The organism is Micromonospora sp. HM5-17 (assembly GCF_003762835.1).
Classification (GTDB): domain Bacteria; phylum Actinomycetota; class Actinomycetes; order Mycobacteriales; family Micromonosporaceae; genus Plantactinospora.
The window spans coordinates 187619-208252 of sequence record NZ_RJWA01000001.1 but is presented as its reverse complement, the minus strand read 5'-3'; the positions used below and the strand labels follow the sequence as shown (position 1 = coordinate 208252).

Annotated in this window: 16 protein-coding genes, 1 tRNA gene and 1 pseudogene; 9 read left to right on the top strand and 9 right to left on the bottom strand. The window is 71.6% G+C overall.

Annotation, left to right across the window (positions count from 1 at the left end; genetic code table 11):
• Nucleotides 1–39: 39 nt before the first annotated feature.
• The 5 genes from EF879_RS01000 to EF879_RS00980 form a co-directional block, all read right to left on the bottom strand.
• Nucleotides 40–828: a 3-ketoacyl-ACP reductase gene (locus EF879_RS01000; protein ID WP_123553748.1), complete on the bottom strand. Its 789-nt coding sequence runs from the start codon at nucleotides 826–828 to the stop codon at nucleotides 40–42.
• Nucleotides 825–2270 (bottom strand): glycoside hydrolase family 88 protein, encoded by a 1446-nt coding sequence (locus tag EF879_RS00995; protein WP_123553746.1) that lies wholly within the window; start codon nucleotides 2268–2270, stop codon nucleotides 825–827. The genes EF879_RS01000 and EF879_RS00995 overlap by 4 nt, the downstream gene beginning before the upstream one ends.
• A 260-nt stretch (nucleotides 2271–2530) precedes the next feature.
• Complete coding sequence (locus EF879_RS00990; protein ID WP_123553744.1) at nucleotides 2531–3337, bottom strand: WecB/TagA/CpsF family glycosyltransferase; 807 nt, start codon at nucleotides 3335–3337, stop codon at nucleotides 2531–2533.
• A gap of 82 nt (nucleotides 3338–3419) precedes the next feature.
• The gene (locus EF879_RS00985; RefSeq protein WP_123553742.1) at nucleotides 3420–4505 is read right to left on the bottom strand and encodes an NAD-dependent epimerase/dehydratase family protein; all 1086 of its coding nucleotides are present in this window, start codon (nucleotides 4503–4505) and stop codon (nucleotides 3420–3422) included.
• A 107-nt stretch (nucleotides 4506–4612) separates the two neighbouring features.
• A tRNA-Leu gene (locus EF879_RS00980) sits at nucleotides 4613–4695 on the bottom strand.
• A gap of 275 nt (nucleotides 4696–4970) precedes the next feature.
• Between EF879_RS00980 and EF879_RS00975 the strand changes: the two genes are divergently transcribed.
• The 7 genes and pseudogenes from EF879_RS00975 to pknB all read left to right on the top strand — a co-directional run bounded on the left by EF879_RS00975 (nucleotide 4971) and on the right by pknB (nucleotide 13946).
• Nucleotides 4971–5765, top strand: coding sequence for a DUF3662 and FHA domain-containing protein (locus EF879_RS00975; RefSeq protein ID WP_123553740.1), 795 nt, complete (start codon nucleotides 4971–4973; stop codon nucleotides 5763–5765).
• A 5-nt stretch (nucleotides 5766–5770) separates the two neighbouring features.
• Nucleotides 5771–6256 (top strand): FHA domain-containing protein, encoded by a 486-nt coding sequence (locus tag EF879_RS00970; RefSeq protein ID WP_123553738.1) that lies wholly within the window; start codon nucleotides 5771–5773, stop codon nucleotides 6254–6256.
• Nucleotides 6253–7692, top strand: a complete 1440-nt coding sequence (locus EF879_RS00965) for a PP2C family serine/threonine-protein phosphatase (protein ID WP_123553736.1) — start codon at nucleotides 6253–6255, stop codon at nucleotides 7690–7692. The genes EF879_RS00970 and EF879_RS00965 overlap by 4 nt, the downstream gene beginning before the upstream one ends.
• Nucleotides 7693–7834: 142 nt before the next feature.
• Nucleotides 7835–9226, top strand: a complete 1392-nt coding sequence (locus EF879_RS00960) for an FtsW/RodA/SpoVE family cell cycle protein (RefSeq protein WP_199736135.1) — start codon at nucleotides 7835–7837, stop codon at nucleotides 9224–9226.
• Nucleotides 9223–10728, top strand: coding sequence for a penicillin-binding protein 2 (locus EF879_RS00955; RefSeq protein WP_123553732.1), 1506 nt, complete (start codon nucleotides 9223–9225; stop codon nucleotides 10726–10728). The genes EF879_RS00960 and EF879_RS00955 overlap by 4 nt, the downstream gene beginning before the upstream one ends.
• A gap of 1 nt (nucleotide 10729) precedes the next feature.
• A pseudogene (locus EF879_RS00950) lies at nucleotides 10730–12162 on the top strand (serine/threonine-protein kinase).
• Complete coding sequence (pknB, locus tag EF879_RS00945; protein ID WP_123553730.1) at nucleotides 12159–13946, top strand: Stk1 family PASTA domain-containing Ser/Thr kinase; 1788 nt, start codon at nucleotides 12159–12161, stop codon at nucleotides 13944–13946. The pseudogene EF879_RS00950 and the gene pknB overlap by 4 nt, the downstream one beginning before the upstream one ends.
• Nucleotides 13947–14000: 54 nt before the next feature.
• On the opposite strand, the gene EF879_RS00940 is transcribed toward pknB, so the two are convergent.
• Genes EF879_RS00940 through EF879_RS00925 form a run of 4 tightly spaced genes read right to left on the bottom strand, consistent with a single transcriptional unit; the run spans nucleotide 14001 to nucleotide 17735 of the window.
• Nucleotides 14001–14651, bottom strand: coding sequence for an aminodeoxychorismate/anthranilate synthase component II (locus EF879_RS00940; protein ID WP_123553728.1), 651 nt, complete (start codon nucleotides 14649–14651; stop codon nucleotides 14001–14003).
• 5 nt (nucleotides 14652–14656) lie between these two features.
• Entirely contained in the window at nucleotides 14657–14947 is a 291-nt protein-coding gene (locus EF879_RS00935; protein WP_123553726.1) for a hypothetical protein, read from the bottom strand.
• Between the two features lie 5 nt (nucleotides 14948–14952).
• Complete coding sequence (locus EF879_RS00930; RefSeq protein WP_233604150.1) at nucleotides 14953–16926, bottom strand: class E sortase; 1974 nt, start codon at nucleotides 16924–16926, stop codon at nucleotides 14953–14955.
• Nucleotides 16923–17735: a DUF881 domain-containing protein gene (locus EF879_RS00925; RefSeq protein WP_123553724.1), complete on the bottom strand. Its 813-nt coding sequence runs from the start codon at nucleotides 17733–17735 to the stop codon at nucleotides 16923–16925. Before EF879_RS00925 ends, EF879_RS00930 begins: the two co-directional genes overlap by 4 nt.
• A gap of 222 nt (nucleotides 17736–17957) precedes the next feature.
• Between EF879_RS00925 and EF879_RS00920 the strand changes: the two genes are divergently transcribed.
• Together EF879_RS00920 and EF879_RS00915 are read left to right on the top strand one after the other, a co-directional pair.
• Nucleotides 17958–18221 (top strand): cell division protein CrgA, encoded by a 264-nt coding sequence (locus EF879_RS00920; RefSeq protein ID WP_123553722.1) that lies wholly within the window; start codon nucleotides 17958–17960, stop codon nucleotides 18219–18221.
• A gap of 192 nt (nucleotides 18222–18413) precedes the next feature.
• The gene (locus EF879_RS00915; protein ID WP_123553721.1) at nucleotides 18414–20609 is read left to right on the top strand and encodes a (Fe-S)-binding protein; all 2196 of its coding nucleotides are present in this window, start codon (nucleotides 18414–18416) and stop codon (nucleotides 20607–20609) included.
• Nucleotides 20610–20634 lie beyond the last annotated feature (25 nt).

Below are 20634 nucleotides of genomic sequence, written 5' to 3'. Positions count from 1 at the left end.
TTATACAAAAAGCGATAAGAAGGGGCCCTTCCTCACTGCTCAGAGCGTGCGCAGGTGGAAGCCGCCGTCCACGTCGATCACCTGCCCGGTGCTGAACGGCAGCAGGTCGGTGGCGACCGCCACCACGGCCCGCCCGACGTCCTCCGGCTGCCCCCAGCGCCGGATCGGGGTCAGGCCCTGGTTGTGGATCAGGTCGTCGTACCGCGCCTTGACCGGCCCGGTCATGTCGGTGGCGATGATGCCGGGCCGGATCTCGTAGACGTTGATGCCGTACTCGGCCAGCCGGGCGGCGTAGAGCTGCGCGGTCATCGCCAGCCCCGCCTTCGCCACGCAGTAGTCGCCCCGGTTGACGCTGGCCGTGTACGCGCTGATCGACGAGATGATGACGATCTTTGGTCGCTCGACGCGGCCTTCCGCCTGCTGGGCGATCATCGTGCGGGCCGCGAGCTGGATCAGGAAGTACGGCCCCTTCAGGTTGATGTTGATCAGACGGTCGAAGGACTCCTCGCCGGCCTCCAGCAGGTCCGCCCGGACGTCCGGAGCGACTCCGGCGTTGCTGACCAGCAGGTCAAGGCGGCCGAACACGGTGGTCGTCTCGTCGATCAGGCGCCTCCGGTCGGCGTCGACCGAGACGTCGGCCCGGACCAGGTGGGCGCGGCCGCCGCGCGCCTCCACCTCCTTGCCGACCTCGGCCGCCGCCTCCGCGTTGCTGACGTAGTTGACCACCACGTCGTACCCGGCGCCGGCCAGGGCCAGGGCGATCCCCCGGCCGATGCCCCGGGACCCGCCGGTCACGACCGCCGTCGGCCGGTCGCCCGTCCCGCTCACGCCGGCGCTCCGGCCGCGGTGGAAACGCCGGCCGCGGTGTCGGCGGTCGGCTGGGCGGGTGGGTCGGCGGCGAAGAAGGTCAGGTACGGCTCGTCCCGAGCCACCCGTTGCAGGTAGAGCGCCAGCTCCCGGGCGTGGTAGTCGCCCCACATGCTGGACTCGCCGTTCGGCACGCGCTGCCCGGCCGGTACGTGGTCCCAGCCGTTCGGCCGGTGGTAGACCGAGTGCAGGATCAGCCCCTGGTGTCCGGGGTCGGTGCTCAGGTACGGCTCGTCGAAGAGTGTCGCCGCGACGGTGAGTCCGGCCTGCCAGTACCGCCGGCCCTCCTCGGTCCGGCCGGCCCCGGTCAGGTAGCGGCCCAGCCGGAGCAGCCCCTGGGCGCCGATCGCCGCCGCCGACGAGTCGACCGGCTCGTGGTCGTTGTACGGGTCGGCCGGCCGGTCCAGGTAGTCGCCGAGGTGAACCAGGCCCGGTGCCCCGGTGTCCCAGTACGGCACCCCGTCCGTCGGGGTGTGCGCCAGGTAGAAGTCGCAGGTGGCGGTGGCGGCCTTCCGCAGCGTCGCCTCGACGGCGGCCCGTCCGCCGTACGGCTCCAGCTCCTCGTCCGGCAGCGTGGCGACGTACTCGAGCTGCTCCGAGAAGCCGAGCATGGCCCAGGCCAGGCCCCGGGTCCAGGTGCTGAACGGCGAGTAGCCCTGCTGGGTGCTCGGGCAGCGGTAGGCGCCGTCGTTCACGTTGAAGATCGACTCGTGCGCGGTGCGTCCGCGCACGTCGTACGCGTCCCGGCCCTCGCCGTAGTAGATGTTCCACCGGGCGGTGTTACGGGCGTGTTCGATGAGCCGGCCGAGCAGCGAGATCCGCTCGTCCCGCTCGCCCATCAGGACGTGGCCGAGCCGGTGCGCCACGGCGAGCGCCCGGCAGGAGCGGATGGTGTCGACGAAGAGTGACTGCGGACCGTTGAACGAGTAGATGTAGCCGGTGCCGTCAGCGGTGGTGCGCCAGCGGCTGGCCTGGACCGCACCGCTGACCTTCAGCGCCAGCTCGTAGAAGTCGCGCTCGGCGCGGTCCTCCGGGATCCGCCCCTCGGTCATGAGCCGCCACAGGTTGCCGTAGGTGCTGACGTTGTTGAAGCCGTGGTCGTGGACGCCGATGTGGCTGACGTGGCTTGCCATCACCGCCACGGTCCGCTCCCGACCGAGGTCGAGGAACCGCCGGTCGCCGGTGGCGTCGAACTGCAGGAGCGCGGACCCGTACTGGAAGCCCTGGGTCCACTCGGTCCAGCCGCGTGCGGTGTACCGGCCCTCGACGGTGAAGACCGGCGACGCCGAGCCGGGCGGGCAGCTCTGCTCGATCGAGTCGATCTTCGCGGCGGACGCCTCCCAGAGCCGGTCGATGGCGGGTAACAGGGCGGCGGGAGTCAGCTCCTGGTCGATCCTCATCATCGGCTCAGGATAAGGAAAGCGCTTGCCTGGGGACAGGGCCGGGGGCCGGAGGATCGGACCGGACGGATTGGATCACGTTCGGTACCGGCCGGTCGACCCGGTGGGCTGGTAGGCCGGGTGTGGCCCGTAATCCGGCGTCGGCTGGCAACCGGCGCCGGCTGGTCGACCCGGTGCTGACTGACAACCCGGCCGGCAGGTAACCCGGCGCCGGCCGGTGGCGCCGGCGCCGGAGATCCCCAGCAGGAAGCAGGAACGGCCGGTCAGACCGCGAACGTGGCGGGGCGCTCGGTCGCCGCCGGTGGCGGAACCGGCTTCCACCATCCGCACTTCTGCGCGGTGAGCCGCCCGACGTACGCCGGGTTCAGCACCATGTAGCGGTAGAAGAGCCGCTTCGGCTCCAGGCCGAACCGCCACAGCCACTCCAGGCCGACCCGCTGCATCCACCGCGGTGGCTTGCGGAGCAGGCCGGCGTGGTAGTCGAAGGCGGCCCCGACCGCCATCAGCGGCATGTCGAGCAGCGGCCGCATGGCGTACGCGAAGACCTCCTGCCGGGGGCAGCCGAGCCCGACCAGCACCAGTCGGGCACCGGAGGAGCGGATCCGGTCGGCGATCTCGGCGTCCTCGCCGGGCCGGGCCGGGCGGAACTTGGACGCCTCCACCCCGGCGATCTTCAGCGCGGGGAACTTCTGCTCCAGCGCCGGCACCAGCCGGGCGAGCGTCTCCTCGGTGGAACCGTAGAGGTAGACCGGCATACCCTCGTCGGCGAAGCGGGACAGGACCATGAGCGTCAGGTCCGGTCCGTAGACGCGCTCGGCCAGGGCTGCGCGGTGCAGCAGGTTCAACGCCCACCGGACGGGCTGGCCGTCCGGGGTGACCACGTCGAAGGCGTTGAGCCGGGCGTTGTGTGCCGGGTCCAGCACCCCGGTCATCACCCCGTGCACCGCCAGCGCGGTCAGCGCGAACGGCCGACGCTCCCGGCCGGCCGCCACCACCTCCTCGGTCGCCGCCTCGTAGTCGATCGCGTCGACGAGGACGCCGAGGATGTTCCGCTTACCCCGCGAGATCATGGCCTCTCCCCGCTGCGCTCGCTCCCAGCCGCTGCCCGCCGGGTCCCACGGCCCTCGTACCGCGGCCGGTCGGTCCGTCCGCTCACGCCTGCCCTCCGGAGCGCGGGACCCACCGGTCGACGTTGGCCTCGTAGATCTCCTGGAGGATCATCGGTACGTCGTACACCTGCTTCCAGTCCGGGTAGTCGGCCTGGAACGCGGCGTTCGAGCCGATCCACCACTGGTGGTCGCCGACCCGGTTCGCCTCGTGGTACTCGGTGATCATCTCCTTGCCCGTGATCTGCTCCGCCAGGGCGAAGGCCTCCAGGTGCGAACAGTTGGAGTGCCGCCCACCGCCGAGGTTGTAGACCGCCGCCGAGCGCGGGTTGCGGAAGAACGCCTCGAAGGCGGTGACCACGTCGTGGCTGTGGATGGCGTCCCGGACCATCTTGCCCTTGTAGCCGAAGATCTTGTACGTCCGGCGCTCCATGTTGCACCGCATGACGTACGCCAGGAAGCCGTGCAGCTCGGTGGCGGAGTGCGCCGGGCCGGTCAGGGTGCCGCCGCGGAAGCATGCGGTCTTCATGCCGAAGTAGCGGCCGTACTCCTGCACCATGATGTCGGCGGCGACCTTGGAGGCGCCGAAGACCGAGTGCAGCGAGGCGTCGATCGACATGTCCTCCCGGATGCCGTCGTAGTACGGGTGCCCCGGCTCCAGCTCCCACCGGGTCTCCAGCTCCACCAGGGGCAGGCTGTTCGGCCGGTCGCCGTAGACCTTGTTGGTCGAACAGTGGATGACCGGTGCCTCGATGCAGTGCTCGCGGACGTTCTGCAGGATGTTGAGGGTGCCGCCGGCGTTCACGTCGAAGTCGGTGAAGGGGTCGCGCAGCGCCCAGTCGTGCGACGGCTGCGCGGCGGTGTGGATCACCACCGCGATGTCGCGACCGTACCGCTTGAAGATCTTCGCCAGCGCGTCGCGGTCACGGATGTCGACGTCGTGGTGGGTGTACGCCGCACCGAGCTCGTTGGTGAGCCGCAGTACGTTCCAGGCGGTCGACGCCTCGGCGCCGAAGAACTGTCGGCGCATGTCGTTGTCGATACCGACCACGTCCAGGCCTAGCCCGGCGAAGTGCCGGACCGCCTCCGATCCGATCAGGCCGCCGGATCCGGTCACCAACGCGACACTCACACGTCACTCCTGCTCTGGGGGGTCGGAACCACCGGAGCATAGCGCGGTGCCGGCTTTGCCCCGATATGAAAGAAGGGCTCCGTGGTCGCCACGGAGCCCTTCTGCGGTGGGGAAGGGGGGAGTTGAACCCCCACGCCCTCTCGGGCACACGGACCTGAACCGTGCGCGTCTGCCATTCCGCCACTTCCCCTTGCGAGGCGTGAGCCCTGCCGAACCTTAGACCCTGGGAAGGGTCGGGATCAAACCGGCTCGTCCTCAAGCGGGCCACAGGACGATAACAATGTATCCGTCGGCCCGCTCTTCGGCATGTGCCGGGACATACTACGCTGTCCCTACTGTCACCGCTGGCGATTACCGCCCGCGGCGGGTGGAAGGGTAGCACGACAGATCCCGGCCGCTGAGGAGAGGCCGGCAGCAGGCGGCCGAGCGGCGTGCGGGCTGCACGTGCGACGGCCGGATACCATCATGTCCTCGGAACCCGAGGAGGAGCCGGTGAGCGTGCTGCAACGCTTTGAGAAGCGTCTGGAGGGCCTAGTCGAGGGGGCCTTCGCAAAGGTGTTCAAAGGGGTCGTGCACCCCGTCGAGATCCTCAACGCGATGCAGCGGGAGGCCGAGGCGCACAAGGCGATCCTCGCTGGCGGGCGCACCCTCGTCCCCAACCGCTACGTGATCGATCTCTCACCGTACGACCACAGCCGGCTGGCGCCGTACGCCGCCGCGCTCGCCCAGGAACTGGCGCAGTCGCAGGCGGAGTTCATCGGCGAGCAGGCGTGGACCGTCTACGGCGACGTGATCGTCGAGATCGAGCGTGGGGACGGGCTGGACACCGGCATGTTCCGGGTCACCGCCGAGGTCTACACCGGCGGTGACGTCGCTCCCGTGCACCCCTCGCCGTACGACGCACCCGGCCAGCCCGCCTACCCCCCCTACGACCAGGGTGGCGGCTACGGCCCTCCGCCCGGACACGGTCCCGGCGGGCGCAACGTCCGGCTGGTCTCCGGTGACGGTCGGACGTATCCGCTGCAGATGGGTTCCACCGTGATCGGCCGTGGCGACCAGGCCAACCTCCGGCTCCCCGACGTCGGGATCTCCCGGCGTCACGCCCGGCTCGACTTCGACGGCGCCCAGGTGGTCCTCACCGACCTCGGCTCCACCAACGGCACGATGGTGAACGGCCAGCGGGTCTCCGCCGTCGCGCTCAACCCCGGCGACATGATCCAGCTGGGTACGACCACCCTCACCTTCCGCGTGGACGGTTAACCGCCTTGCCCCCGTTCGTCCTCACTGTCGCCCGAATCGGATTTCTCGTCCTGCTGTGGATCTTCGTGTTCACGGTGGTCGGGGTGATCCGCCGAGACCTCTTCGCCGGAGCGCGGTCGAGCCGGCTCGTCGCCGCGCCACGCGGGGTGGTGGGGGCGACCCTGGGGCAAGCCAAGCCGGCGAAGGTCAAGCGGGGGCGGGCCGCGCACCAGTTGGTCGTCACCGGCGGCCAGCTTGCCGGCACCCGGATAACCCTCGGCGAATCACCGATCACCATCGGCCGTGCGGAGGACTCCACCCTGGTGATCACGGACGACTACGCCTCGGCCCGGCACGCCCGACTCGTGCCCCGGAACGGTCAGTGGTACGTCGAGGATCTCGGTTCGACTAACGGGACCTACCTCGATCGCGCTAAGGTCACCGGACCTACCCCCGTCCCCCTCGGCGTGCCGATCCGGATCGGCCGCACTTCCCTCGAGTTACGGCCATGACTCTGACCCTGCGTTATGCGGCGCACAGCGACCGTGGGCTGATCCGAGACGGCAACCAGGATTCCGTCTATGCCGGGCCGCGGCTCCTCGCCGTCGCCGACGGCATGGGGGGGATGGCCGCCGGTGACGTCGCCAGCAACATCGTCATCGGCGCCATGGCCCCGCTCGACGAGGACGTCCCCGGCGACGCCCTCGTCGACGCGCTGCGCGCGGCCGTGGACTCCGCCAACCAGCAACTGCGGGACACGGTCGACGCCAATCCGCACCTGGAGGGGATGGGCACCACGCTGACCGCCCTGCTCTTCTCGGGCAGCAAGATCGGCATGGTGCACATCGGTGACTCCCGGGCGTACCTGCTCCGCAACGGCGAGTTCACCCAGATCACCAAGGACGACACGTACGTCCAGATGCTGGTCGACGAGGGCCGGATCAGCCAGGAGGAGGCGAACAGCCACCCGCAGCGGTCGCTGCTCACCCGCGCCCTGGACGGCCGCGACATCGACCCCGAGTACTCCGTTCGCCAGGTCCTTCCCGGCGACCGCTACCTGATCTGCAGCGACGGGCTCTCCGGCGTGGTCAGCGCGGAGACGATCGCCGATACCATGCGCGAGTACGCCGATCCGCAGCAGTGCGTCGAGCGCCTGGTGCAGCTCGCCCTCCGCGGCGGCGGCCCCGACAACATCACCGTGATCATCGCCGACGCCAGTGACCAGGACATCCTGGAGGCGGCGCCGATCGTCGGGGGTGCGGCCTCCCGGGACCGCGGCATGGCGACCTCGGCGGACAGCTCCACCCCGGCCGCCCGCGCCTCGGCGCTCTCCGCGCCGCGTTCCCCCAGCCCGGAGCCGGCCGAGGCCGAGACCTCGGGTGACGAGGAGGACGAACGTCCGCGGCGCCACCCGTTGCGCACCGCGCTGCTCGTGGTGGCGCTGCTCAGTATCGTCGGCGGCGGGCTCTGGTTCGGCTGGGACTACACACAGCGGCAGTACTACGTCGGCGCGACCGAGGACGGTCAGCTCGCGGTCTTCCAGGGCATTCCGGGTCGGATCGCCGGGCTCGACCTCTCCACCGTGCACCAGACCAGTCCGACCGAACTCGACGACCTGACCGCCGCCGCGCAGGAGCAGGTCAAGCAGGGCATCGTGGCGAAGGACGCCTCCGACGCCGCGCGCCGCCTCGCCGAACTGACCAACGACGACCCCAGCAACCCGAACCTCAAGCCCATCTGCCCGCCGAGCCCGTCGCCCGGCGCCACGCCGGCCCCGGGCACCTCGCCGTCGCCGGGCGCCACCCCGACCCGTTCGCCCGGTGCCACGACCCCCACCCCCGGCCAGACCGTACGGGCCTCCGCCACCCCGGCGGACTCGCCCGACGCGCCACCGTCCGATCCGCTTCCGCCGGCCACGGATCCGGCGGACTGCCGGTCGATCGAGTGAGCGCCAGCTCCGACGATCCGAGGGATACATCGTGACCGCCCCGCCTGGATCGGTAGCCACGCCCGCGCCAACGGGCGAGCTGCCCCGTGTCCGGTTCGCCTCGTCCAGGCGCAACGCCGAGCTGGCGTTGCTGCTGTTCGCAATGGCGCTGGTGGCGGCGTACGCGGCGACGGTCGAGGCGACCCTCCTGGACGAGGTGACGCTCGACTTCTGGGTGCCGACCGCCGCGCTCAGCGCCGTCTTCCTCGCCCTGCACCTGGTGGTCCGGTTCCTGGCGCCGCACGCCGACCCGGTGCTGCTGCCAGCGGTCGCCCTGCTCAACGGCCTCGGGGTGGGCTTCCTCAGACGGTTGGATCTGGGTGATCCCGATCTTCCCCCGCAGGAGCGGCCCGACTTCCCGATCTTCGCCGGCGTCGGTGGCCGGCAACTCGCCTGGACCCTCGCCGCCGTGGTGCTCGCCGCCCTGCTGCTGGTGCTGATGCGGGACCACCGGGCCGTCTCCCGGTACGCGTACACCCTGGGCCTCGCCGGCATCGTGCTGGTCATGCTCCCCGCGGTGCTGCCCCGGCGGTTCTCCGAGATCAACAATGCCAAGCTCTGGGTCATCATCCCCGGGGTCGGGCAGATCCAGCCCGGCGAGTTCGCCAAGTTGGCCCTGCTGGTCTTCTTCGCCTACTACCTGGTCCGCAAGCGCGAGGTGCTCTCGCTGGCCAGCCGGCGCTTCCTCGGCATCGACTTCCCGCGTGGCCGCGACCTGGGGCCGGTGCTCGTGGTCTGGGCGATCAGCCTGCTGGTGCTGATCTTCGAGAAGGACCTCGGCACCTCGCTGCTCTACTTCGGCATGTTCGTGGTGACCCTCTACATCGCCACCGAGCGGGTCAGTTGGCTGATCATCGGTCTGCTGCTCTTCTTCGGCGGCGCCTTCCTGGCGTACTTCCTGGGCGGCACCGTCGGCGGACCGTTCGCCAACTTCTACCTCCGGGCCGAGATCTGGCTCGACCCCTTCGCCGACGCGTACGACGGCGGCTACCAGCTCGTGCAGGGACTGCTCGGGCTCGGCACCGGGGGCCTGTTCGGCGCCGGACCGGGCGGCGGGCAGCCACACCTGGTGCCGGAGGTGCACAACGACTTCATCTTCGCCGGGATGGGTGAGGAGATCGGCCTCTTCGGCCTCTCGTCCCTGCTGGTGATCTATCTGCTGGTCGTCGAGCGCGGGCTGCGGGCCGCCCTCGCGGTCCGGGACTCGTTCGGGAAGCTGCTTGCCGGCGGGCTCGCCTTCACCCTGGGGTTGCAGGTCTTCGTGATCGTCGGCGGGATCAGCAAGCTGATCCCGCTCACCGGCCAGACCACCCCGTTCCTCTCCGCCGGTGGGTCCTCGCTGATGGCCAACTGGCTCCTGATCGCGGCGCTGCTGCGGATCTCCGACGCGGCACGCCGGCCGGTGGACTCGCAGGGCACGTCCCGACCGAGCGGGGTACCGGCCGGACCGCCGGCCCAGCTGCACGGCGCCCCCACGGAGGTGATCAGACCGTGAACGCGCCCCTGCGCCGGGTTGGCGTCGTGGTGATGGTCCTGTTCGGCCTGCTCTTCGTCAACCTGAACTACGTTCAGGCCCTCAAGGCGGACGAGTACCGCAACAGCGACTACAACGGCCGGGTCCAGGTCGCGGAGTACGAACGCAAGCGCGGCATCATCGAGGCGGGCGGTACGCCGCTGGCGACCAGCAAGGAGACCAGCGGAGACCTGAAGTTCCTCCGCACGTACCCGAAGGGCGAGGTCTACGCCCACGTCCTCGGCTACAAGCCGGTCAACCTCGCCGACACCGGGATCGAGAAGAGCGAGAACGAGTTCCTCGCCGGCACCAGCGACCAGCTGTTCGCCGACCGGCTCCGCGATCTCTTCACCGGCAAGCAGACCGCCGGCGGGGACGTGCTGCTCACCCTCTCGCCGCGGGCCCAGGAGGCCGCCTTCAAGGGGCTCTCCGACAACCGGGTGGGGGCGACCAAGGGCGCGGCGGTGGCGATCGACCCGCGGACCGGGGCGATCCAGGCGCTGGTCTCGATGCCGAGCTTCGACCCCAACCCGCTCGCCGACCACGACACCAAGCAGGCCCAGGCCGCGTACGACCGACTGGAGGCCGACAAGGACGGTCCGCTGAAGAACCGGGCACTCTCCGAGACGTTCCCGCCCGGCTCCACGATGAAGGTGATCGTCGCGGCCGCGGCCCTGGAGAACGGGTACAACCCGCACACCCGGATCCCGGCCGGCTCCAGCTGGCTCCCCCCTACGGCCGGCCAGCCCATCCGCAACGCCGCGCCGAGCATCTGCCCGGAGGACGAGGTGTCGTTGATGAGCGCCCTCACCGAGTCCTGCAACACCGGGTTCGCGCAGCTCGGCGTCAAGCTCGGGGCCGAGAAGATCAAGGAGGAGGCCCGCAGGTTCGGCTTCGAGGACGAGGAGCTGACGGTGGGGCGGCTCAACGGCGACGGCCACCCGGTGGCGGCGAGCCGGACCGGGGACATGCTCGCCCCGAGCGGTCAGGACGACCCGCCGTCGGTCGCGCAGTCCTCCATCGGGCAGAACAACGTCCGGATGACGCCGCTCGAGGGGGCGATGATCGCCGCCGCGGTCGCCAACAACGGTCAGCAGATGCGGCCGTACCTGGTGGACCGGCTGCTCGGCCCGGACCGCACCACCCAGTACTACAAGGCGGCGCCGCGGCAGCTGCGTCAGTCGGTCGGGGCCGACGTCGCCCGGTCGCTGCAGGAGATGATGGTCAGCGTCGTGGAGAACGGCACCGGCCGGAACGCCCAGATCAACGGCTACCGGGTCGGCGGCAAGACCGGTACCGCCGAGAACGGCGCCGATCGCCCCGAGCACGGCTGGTTCATCGGGTTCGCGATCAACGACAAGGGTGAACCGGTCTCCGCCGTCTGCGTGCTCCTCGAGAGCGCCGGCACCGGCGGCAGCGCCGAGGCGGCCCGGATCAGCGGGGCGATCATGCGGGCCGTCATCGCCGACCGGGGAGGCCGTTGAGATGCTCAAGCCCGGGGTGCTGCTCGGCAACCGCTACCGCCTCGACGAGCGGATCGCAGGCGGCGGGATGGGGGACGTCTGGCGGGGCACCGACGAGGTGCTCGGCCGGACGGTGGCCGTCAAGATCCTGCTGCCGGCCCTGCTGGACGAGCCCGGCTTCGCCGAGCGCTTCCGGGGCGAGGCGCGGACCATGGCGACCATCAACCACCCCGGAGTGGTCGACGTCTACGACTACGGCAGCGACGACCAGGTCGCCTTCCTGGTGATGGAGTACGTCGAGGGTGACGCGCTCTCCCGGACGTTGAGCCGGGTCGGCCGGCTCACCCCGGCCCGGACGATGGCCCTGGTCGCCCAGGCCGCGGACGCGCTTCAGGCCGCCCACGACAAGGGGATCGTGCACCGGGACGTGAAGCCCGGCAACCTGCTGGTCCGGCCGAACGGCACGCTGGTCCTCACCGACTTCGGGATCGCCCGGTCGGACCTGGTGGGCCAGCTCACCGCGGCGGGCTCGGTGCTCGGCACCGCGTCGTACATCTCGCCGGAGCAGGCCGCCGGCGCCGTCGCCACCCCCGCCTCCGACGTGTACGCGCTCGGCGTGGTGGCGTACCAGTGCCTGGCCGGCCGGCGCCCGTTCGAGGGCAACACCCCGATCGAGATCGCGATGAAGCACGTCCGGGAGACCCCGCGACCGCTTCCTCCGGACATTCCGCCGGCGGTCCGGGCGATCGTGGAACGGTCGATGGCGAAGGACCCGGCGGCCCGGTGGCAGAGCGCCGCCGAACTGGCGGCCGTCGCCCGCCAGGCGGCCGCCTCCATCGGCAGCTCGAAGCCCGGGCGCCCGGTGGTCGCCGTCCCCGTGCCGCCGCACCAGCCCGGATCCGTCGGGTCGCCGCCCGGGCCGGTCTCGACCCCGCCGGCCCCCCGGGTCGCACCTGGAGCGACCGCGCGGGTGACGCCCGCTCTCCCGCCGCCGGCCGCCCCGCCGCACTCGCCGGCCGCGCCGGCCCACCCGCCGACGGGGTCGGCGGCCGTACCGACGCCCCGGCCGCCGGGGACGGCGGCGGTCGGTCCAGCCGGCTACAACCGGGGCGCGGCGGCCGTGCCGCAGCCGCCCCGGCCCCGGCCGGAGCCCACCTACACCTATCCGGCGCGGCCGGTCGGACCCGTACCGGAGTCGTCCGGTAATTCTGCGTTGCTGATCGCGTTCTTCCTCGTCCTGGGCCTGTTGGTGTTGATCTGCTCGGGCGTGATTGCCTATCAGTGGAGAAAACAGCAGCAGATCAATGAGGGCCTGTCGGGGACACGGGTGACGGCGGTGCAGCCATGGTCGCTAACCGGACGGGACGACCGGGCGAGTGCGCCGTACCGTCAGGTGGAGCGTGTGGGACTTGCCGGCGGGGTGACGAGATGAGCGAAGGACGAGACACGAGATGACGGCGCAGGCCCGCCTGCTGGGTGGCAGGTACCAGGTCGGCGAGCTGCTCGGGTACGGCGGCATGGCCGAGGTGCACCGTGGTCGTGACCTTCGACTCGGCCGCGATGTCGCGATCAAGATGCTTCGGACCGACCTCGCCCGGGACGACACGTTCCAGATGCGGTTCCGCCGGGAGGCGCAGAACGCCGCGTCGCTGAACCACCCGGCGATCGTCGCGGTCTACGACACCGGCGAGGAGATCGCGCCGACCGGCGAGACGCTGCCGTTCATCGTCATGGAGTTCGTCAACGGCCGCACCCTCAAGGAGGTCCTCGCCGCCGAGGGTCGGCTGATGCCGCGCCGGGCTCTGGAGATCGTCGCCGACGTCTGCGCCGCCCTGGAGTTCAGCCACCGGCACAACATCATCCACCGGGACATCAAGCCCGGGAACGTGATGATGACCCAGACCGGGCAGGTCAAGGTCATGGACTTCGGTATCGCCCGCGCGTTGGCCAGCGGGGCGACCACGATGACCCAGACCAGCGCGGTGATCGGTACGGCCCAGTACCTCTCCCCGGAGCAGGCCCGGGGCGAGGCGGTGGACGCCCGCTCCGACGTGTACGCCGCCGGCTGCGTCCTCTTCGAACTGCTCTGCGGCCACCCGCCGTTCGTCGGGGACAGCCCGGTCAGCGTCGCCTATCAGCACGTCCGGGAGGACCCGCCGGCGCCGAGTGACATCAATCCGGATGTCACGCCGCCGATCGACGCGATCGTGCTGAAGGCGCTGTCGAAGAACCCGCTCAACCGTTACCAGAGCGCCGCCGAGATGCGGGCCGACCTGCTCCGGGCCGCGGCCGGCCGCCCGGTGATGGCAACGCCGGTGTTGCGCGAGGCCGAGACCGTGGCGATGACCCAGCCGGCGGCCCGCCCGATGCCGCCCGCCGGGACGCGCCCGATGCCGCCGCCGGCCCGGGTCGGCGACGCCCGCCGGCGCCGCGCCTCCGCGTGGGTGCTGGCCACCCTGAGTGCCCTCGGCGTCATGGCCGTGATCGCCCTGGTCGCCGCGTTGATGATGAACCAGGGGGCGCAGCAGGTGCAGGTGCCGAACGTGATCGGCTCCACCCTCGACGACGCCAAACGGGCGCTGGAGCAGGCCGGACTGAAGGTTCGGGAGGGTACGCCCAACACCAGCGACGACTGCGAGGTCGGCCGCGTCACCGGCCAGACCCCCGAGGCGACCCGGCAGGTCGAGCCGGCGACCGAGGTCGAGGTCGTGGTCTGCCACGGGCCGGAGGAGGTGACGATCCCGCCGGGCCTGGTCGGCGGCACGTACGAGTCGGTCAAGGCCCAGCTTGAGGACCGGGACCTGCGAGTCGAGCGCAAGGACGTCGACCACGAGGCGCCCGAGGGCCAGGTGGTCAGGGTCAGCCCGGAGTCCGGTGAGAAGGTGGCGCCGGGCACCAAGGTCACCGTCGAGGTCTCCCTGGGCAACATCGTCCCGGTGCCGAACGTGGTCGGGTACTCCCCCGACGAGGCGGCGCGGCGGCTGAAGGAGGCGGGCTTCCGGGTGAGGACGGTCGAGGGCGACGAGGTCCCGCCGGGCGAGGCTCCGGAGGTGCAGCGGCAGAGCAAGACCGGCACCGCCAAGAAGGGCACCCTGATCACCATCACGGTCACCGTGCCGGAGCAGGAGTCTCCGCAGACCCCCACCGCGACGCCGTCGGTCACCCCCACCGGGGAGGAACCCGGTAGGGGCGGCGGGATCCTGCCCCCGCTCTCCCCGACGCCGAGCCGCACCCGCTGAGCCCGGCGCCGGTCGCGGAGGCCGCCCGCGCCGCACCCTGGGCGGCGCGGGCGGTCAGGCGGTGGCGAAGGCGGCCCGCCGGCGGGCGTCGACCTCGGCGCTGAGCGCCGGAGCCCGATCCCGTGCGGCGGGCAGGCCGCACGCGGCCAGCCAGTTCGCCAGCAGCAGGTGACCGCCCTCGGTCAGCACCGACTCCGGGTGGAACTGCACGCCCTCGATCGGCAGGGTTCGGTGCCGCATCGCCATCACCACGCCCGACTCGGTCCAGCCGGTCACCTCGAGCTCCGGCGGCACCGTGTCGGGACGGACGGCGAGCGAGTGGTACCGGGTGGCGGTGAACGGGTCCGGCAGCCCGGCGAGGACGCCCACGCCGCGGTGTCGTACCTCGGAGGTCTTGCCGTGTAGCAGTTCCGGTGCCCGGTCGACGGTCGCACCGAACGCGGCACCGATCGCCTGGTGCCCCAGGCAGACGCCGAAGATCGGCAGCCGGCCGGCGTACTCGCGGATCACGTCGAGGCAGACGCCGGCGCGGTCCGGCGTCCCGGGGCCGGGCGACAGCAGCACCCCGGCCACGTCGAGCCGGTCCACCTCGGCGACCGCGATCTCGTCGTTGCGGCGTACCTCGCACTCGGCGCCGAGTTGGCCGAGATACTGGACGAGGTTGAAGACGAACGAGTCGTAGTTGTCGATCACGAGGACGCGCATCGGGCCTACCTGGTCGTCGTACTCGGGGGCGGGGTGTTGTTCCGCTCGGTGTCGTACGGGATCTCGTGCTCGTCGTCGGCATCGCCCGACTCACCGTCGACCCCGGCCGAGCCGCCGGCCGGGTCGTCCGCCGGCACGCTCGACTCGACCTGGACGTCGTCGAACGGCAGCAGCGGCTCGGCCCAGGGGAAGACGACGTACCAGAGCAGGGCGAAGACGCCCGTCACGATCAGGAGCGAGCCGATCAGCTTGCCCGGCAGGCCGAACGGCAGCCGGCGCCAGATCCAGGCGTACATCTCGATCAGCCGCCCAACTCCGCCGGACGCGGGCTCCCCGGCCCCTTCGGGTCGGTCCGGACCAGCTCCGCGTGCACGATCAGCCGCTGGTAGTTGTTGAACTTCGGGTTGCAGGTGGTGAGGGTCAGCATCGCCTTGGTCGGCTTGACACCGGGCCGGCCCGGCACCGGCGCCACCACCTCCACCTGGGTCGGCTTCACGATCCGGGTCTGCGAGACGTGGTAGATGTACCAGGCCTCCTTGGCCTCGACCACGATCGGGTCGCCGTTGCGCAGTTCGTCGAGCCGCCAGAAGGTGGCCCGGTTGCGGTGGCCGGCGACCGAGAAGTTGCCGATCTGCCCGGGCAGGGCGCTCTGCGGGTAGTGGCCGGGCGCGAAGCGGATGTCCTTCTGGGTGACGCCCTCCACCACGATCCAGTGCTTGTCCAGCTTCGGGATGTAGAGGCCGGCGAGTGGCTTGCCCGGGACCGGCTTGGTCGGCGAGGGGGTGGCGGTGGGGGTCGGGCCGACGGTGGGGTTGGGCTCGTCCCACTGCTGGGCCAGTTGCTGGCTCAGGTCGTCCTGGTGGGCGTTGACGATGGTCGACTTGCCCCAGACCTCGTACGCGGCGAAGAGCAGTACGACCAGCCCCAGGGTGATCAGCACCTCGCCGGTGGCCCGGACCCCGGTCCGGATCCGTGACCCGATCGTGGGCCGGGTCAGCTCCGAGTACACGCTCTTGTAGCCCTCGTCGGTCTGCTGGGGACGCAGCCGTACGACCCGCTCGCCGCGGCGTGGCCGACGCTCGGCCTCGGTCGTCTCCGCCGTGTCGCCGTTCCGTGGTGGTGCCGGTGGGATCGTGCCGATGAGCGCCGTGGCCTCGATGTCGTCCCGGCGGGCCCGGCCGGCGACGGTCGGCCCCGTCGTGCCTGCTCGGCCGGCGGCCGGCCCCGAATCGCCGGACGTGGCGGCGGCCCGGCCCGGTCCGGTCGAGACGGCGGGGATCAGCGCGGTGGCGGCCGGGTCGGCGCCCGGGGCCCGGGGGATGGGGCCGGACGAACCGTCTCCGCTGGCGCCGGTCGTCCGGTGGCCGGAGCCCGGCTCGCCCGTCGGGCGGGGCCGGTCGTCCCGAGGCGGGGCCACATCCAGCCCGGGCGGCCGGATCTGCGCGGTGCGGACGGAGGGCTGAGCCGCGTCCCGCGGGTCGGCACCCCGCGGACCCGGTGTCGGCGACGCGCTCGCGGACGAGACCGGGTCCGGGGCCCACGGGCTCGGAGCCGCGGCGGACTCCGGCTCCGGCTGGCGCCACTCGGGGCCGCCCACCGGCGGCCACCGATCAGGGTTCGGCGCGGGCTCCGGCGCCCAGCGCCCGGCGTCGGACGCGGGCGCAGGCCGCCACGGGTCGCGGTCGGCGCGGTTCGCGTCGGCAGCCCGCCACCGGTCGGTGGCCGGCGTGGCCTCCCAGCGCTCGGTCGCCGACGACTCCCACCCGTCGGACCGGGCGGCACCGTCCCACGGCGCGGAACGGGCGGCGGTCTCGCGGCCCTCGGCTCCGGCGCTCGGGCCGCCGCCGTTGGCGCGGGCCGCCGGGCCCGGTGCCCACCCGTCGTAGCCGGTGTCGGCATCCCGGCCGCCGCTCGGGGTGCCGGCGTCCCATCCGCCGGCCCGGCCGCCCGGGGCCCAGTCGTCCGTCGGGCTGTCCGCGCCTCGGCCGCCGCGATCCCACGCGCCGGATCGGCCACCGGCGTGCCAGTCGTCGGCCCAGCCGCCGGGGTCCCGGTCGTACGCGCGGCCGTCCGGTTCCCAGCCCGCGGAGCCGTGGGGTGCGGTCCGGCCGCTGTCGAGGCCGGGCGCGGGCCGGGCCGGGCCACTGGGTGCCCAGGGGGCGTCGGGGGCCGGGGAGGCCGGCGGCGGAGGGATGACGACGGTCGGGTCGTCGCGGTCCGAGGCGCGATGTCGGCCTTTGCGGGCCGGATGCGGGTCGCCAGACACGGGGGTCACTCCGGAATGACTTCGGCTGCGCGGAGGCCGCCGGGACCGTCGTACGCCGGTACCGTGACTCGCGGTTCCACGGTTTCCTTGTAGCCGAGCTGGTAGTGGTCAGCGGCTTCCTTGAACAACCGGACCCCCTCGGAGGCGGCGAGGGCCCGCTGCAGTGCGGCCGGATCGCCGATGGCGGTGATCAGGAAGGGCGGCGAGTACACCCGGCCGTGCAGCAGCAGGGTGTTTCCCACGCAGCGTACCGCGCTGGTCGAGAGGATGCGGACATTCATGATCGCCACAGCCTCGGCTCCGCCGGCCCAGAGCGCGTTGACCACGGCCTGGACGTCGCCCTGGTGGACCACCAGGTCGTCGTTGCTGGCGCCCGCCGGCTTGCCGGCGTCCCCGAGCTGGGGAGCGTCGTTGAGCTCGACGCTGATTCCCGGCCCGGTCAGCGCGGTGAACCCGGCCGCCTCGCGGCTGGCCGCCGCCCGTTCCTGCTGGGCCGCGATCCCGCTGTCGGAACCGGCCAGGGCGGCGGTCTGGCTCTCCACCTGTGCCCGGAGGGCCGCAGCCCGCGCCTGGCCCGCCGCCACCTGTTTCCGGCGTTCCTCGATCAGCTGGGCGAGCTGCGGCCGGCGGTCCTCGCGCAGGGAGGTGCCGTCGGCGGTGGCGGCGGTCGTGGTGAAGAGCATTCCGGCGGCGAGGGTGATCAGCGGCACCCCGACCGACCAACCGGGCCGGCGTGGCGTGGTACGTCGAGGCAGCAGCGCCACGGCTGCCCGACGAAGCGCCTTCTGCCAGGAGGCCGTGCCGGACGTGTACTCCACCGAGCCTCCCTCCGGAAACGTCGCTTGGTCGATTATGTCCCGATCTGGCGGGATATGGTCGACTATCGGTACAGTCAGTCGCCCGTACCCAACCTGACCGGGGTCCGTGGCCTGAACGGGTTCTCGCGACTACGCTAGCTGTCGAACATTATTGGCCATGGACCGTCGCCCTTGCGCCCGGTTGTAGGCCGGAAGAGGATCACCACCCCGCGGGAGAGCGCCGTGCCGAAGTCTCAGGTCCGTAAGAAGAAGGTGTACACGCCGCCGACGGACGTGCGACCCACCGCCACCGCCGCGACGCGTAAGCCTAGCCCGGTCTGGCTGCCGATCACCGCGGTGTCGCTGATCATCTTCGGTATTGGCTGGCTGGTCGTCTTCTACCTCTCCCAGATGCAGTACCCCGTCGCCACCTGGCGCTACTGGAACCTCGCGGTCGGCTTCGGCGCGATGGTCGGTTCGCTGGGCCTGCTGTCCCGCTGGCGGTGACCGGCCGGCCCTTACGAACCCGGGCCGGATGGGCCTAAGGTGTCCGCAGTCGACGACGGGGTCGGCTGCGAGCACTGTCACGTTACCAGTCAGTAACCTTCCCGCGTAGGCTGCACCCAACGCTGTCGTCGCCCGATGAAGCGCCCGCCGAGGGCGAACGGCAGGTCAGGCAGGAGACGGGGAGGACAGGACATGGGCAGCGTCCAGGTCGTCACCACGGTCCTCGCGGCCGCCGTCACCGCGGTCGCGGTGTGGCTGGTGGTCCGCGCCGTACGGCGGATGGTCTCGGTGATCCGGCTGGGCCAACCCGATCCGGAGCGCTTCACCAACCGTGGCATCCGGGCTCGGACCATGCTGGTCGAGACCCTCGGCCACACCCGGATGCTCCGCTGGAGCGTCATCGGCGCCGCCCACTGGTTCGTGATGGTGGCCTTCATCGTCCTCTCGCTGCTGGTCCTGGAGGCGTACTTCGAGGTCGTCAGCCCGACCGCCGGCTTGCCCCTGATCGGCTCCTGGACGGTCTACGGCCTGGTCACCGAGGTGATCGGCGTCCTCGGCGTGGTCGGCATCCTGGTGCTGATCGCCATCCGGCTCGCCAACCGTCCCGGCAACCCGGAACGACGCTCCCGGTTCACCGGGTCGACGATGTGGCAGGGCTACTTCGTCGAGGCCGTCGTCCTGGCCGTCCTGATCTGCGGATTCCTGATCCGGGGTTTCAAGGTCGCCACCGGCCACTTCGAGTTCCCGGCCTGGGCCACCCCGGTCAGCCACGCGCTCGGCGCGCTGCTGCCGGCCTGGGACGACGGGGCCAGTGTCACCGCCCTGGTGAAGATCGCCATCTCGATGGCCTGGGTGATCGTCATCGCCCTGAACGTCACCATGGGGGTTGCCTGGCACCGGTTCGCCGCCTTCTTCAACATCTTCTTCAAGCGGGACCCGGGGCGCCCCGGGTCCGGGCTCGGCGCGCTGCGCCCCATGATGAGCCGGGGCAAGCCGCTCGACTTCGAGGAGGCCGACCCAGAATCCGACCAGTTCGGGGTCGCCCACGTCGAGCAGTTCACCTGGAAGGGCCTGCTCGACTTCACCACCTGCACCGAGTGCGGGCGCTGCCAGTCGCAGTGCCCGGCCTGGAACACCGGCAAGCCGCTCTCGCCGAAGCTGCTGGTGCTGTCGTTGCGTGACCACGTGTACGCCAAGGCGCCGTACCTGCTCGCCGGGGGTGGGAAGGACGCGGCCGGCGAGGAGAAGGCCAGCGCCGAGCAGTTGGCGAACGTCGACGTGCTGGCCCTCGCCGAGGCGAACCGGCCACTGGTCGGTGGGGCCGACGAACTCGGCGTGATCGACCCGGACGTGCTCTGGTCCTGCACCACCTGTGGGGCCTGCGTGGAGCAGTGCCCGGTCGACATCGAGCACGTCGACCACATCGTCGACATGCGTCGCTACCAGGTGCTGATCGAGTCGAGCTTCCCGGCCGAAGCCGGCGCGATGCTGCGCAACCTGGAGAACAAGGGCAACCCGTGGGGTGCCCCGCCGAACGCCCGGGAGGACTGGACCAAGGGGCTCGACTTCGAGGTGCCCCGGGTCGGCGAGGTCGACGACTTCGAGTACCTCTTCTGGGTCGGCTGCGCCGGGGCCTTCGAGGACCGGGCCAAGAAGACCACCCGGGCGGTGGCGACGCTGCTGCACGAGGCCGGGGTCCGCTTCGCCATCCTCGGCGAGGGCGAGACCTGCACCGGCGACCCGGCGCGGCGGATCGGGAACGAGTTCCTCTTCCAGACGCTCGCCCAGCAGAACGTGGAGACGCTCAACGAGGCGTTCGAGGGGCGGGAGAAGGGCAAGCGGAAGATCGTCGCCACCTGTCCGCACTGCTTCAACACCCTCGGCAACGAGTACGGCCAGCTCGGCGGCGACTTCGAGGTCGTACACCACACCCAGCTCCTGGCCCACCTGGTCGCCGAGGGCAGGCTCACCCCCGTGCAGCCGGTGGACGGCCAGCTCACGTACCACGACCCGTGCTACCTCGGCCGGCACAACCGGGTCTTCACCCCGCCGCGGGAACTCCTCGACGCCGCCGTCCGCGGCGGAGCCACGGACGACCGGGGCGCGTCCGGTGCGGGCCTGATCGAGTTGCCGCGCAGTCGGGAGCGGTCGTTCTGCTGCGGCGCCGGCGGTGCCCGGATGTGGATGGAGGAGCGGATCGGCCGGCGGATCAACGTCGACCGGGTGGAGGAGGCGCTCTCCACCGGGGCCCGGACCATCGCGGTCGGCTGCCCGTTCTGCAGCACGATGCTGAACGACGGTGTCAACGGCAAGGGCGCCGCCGACCAGGTCGAGGTGGTCGACGTCGCCACGGTGCTGCTCCGATCGGTCCGGCCCGAGCCGCGGTGACCGCCGCCGCGGGGCGGCCGGTCCC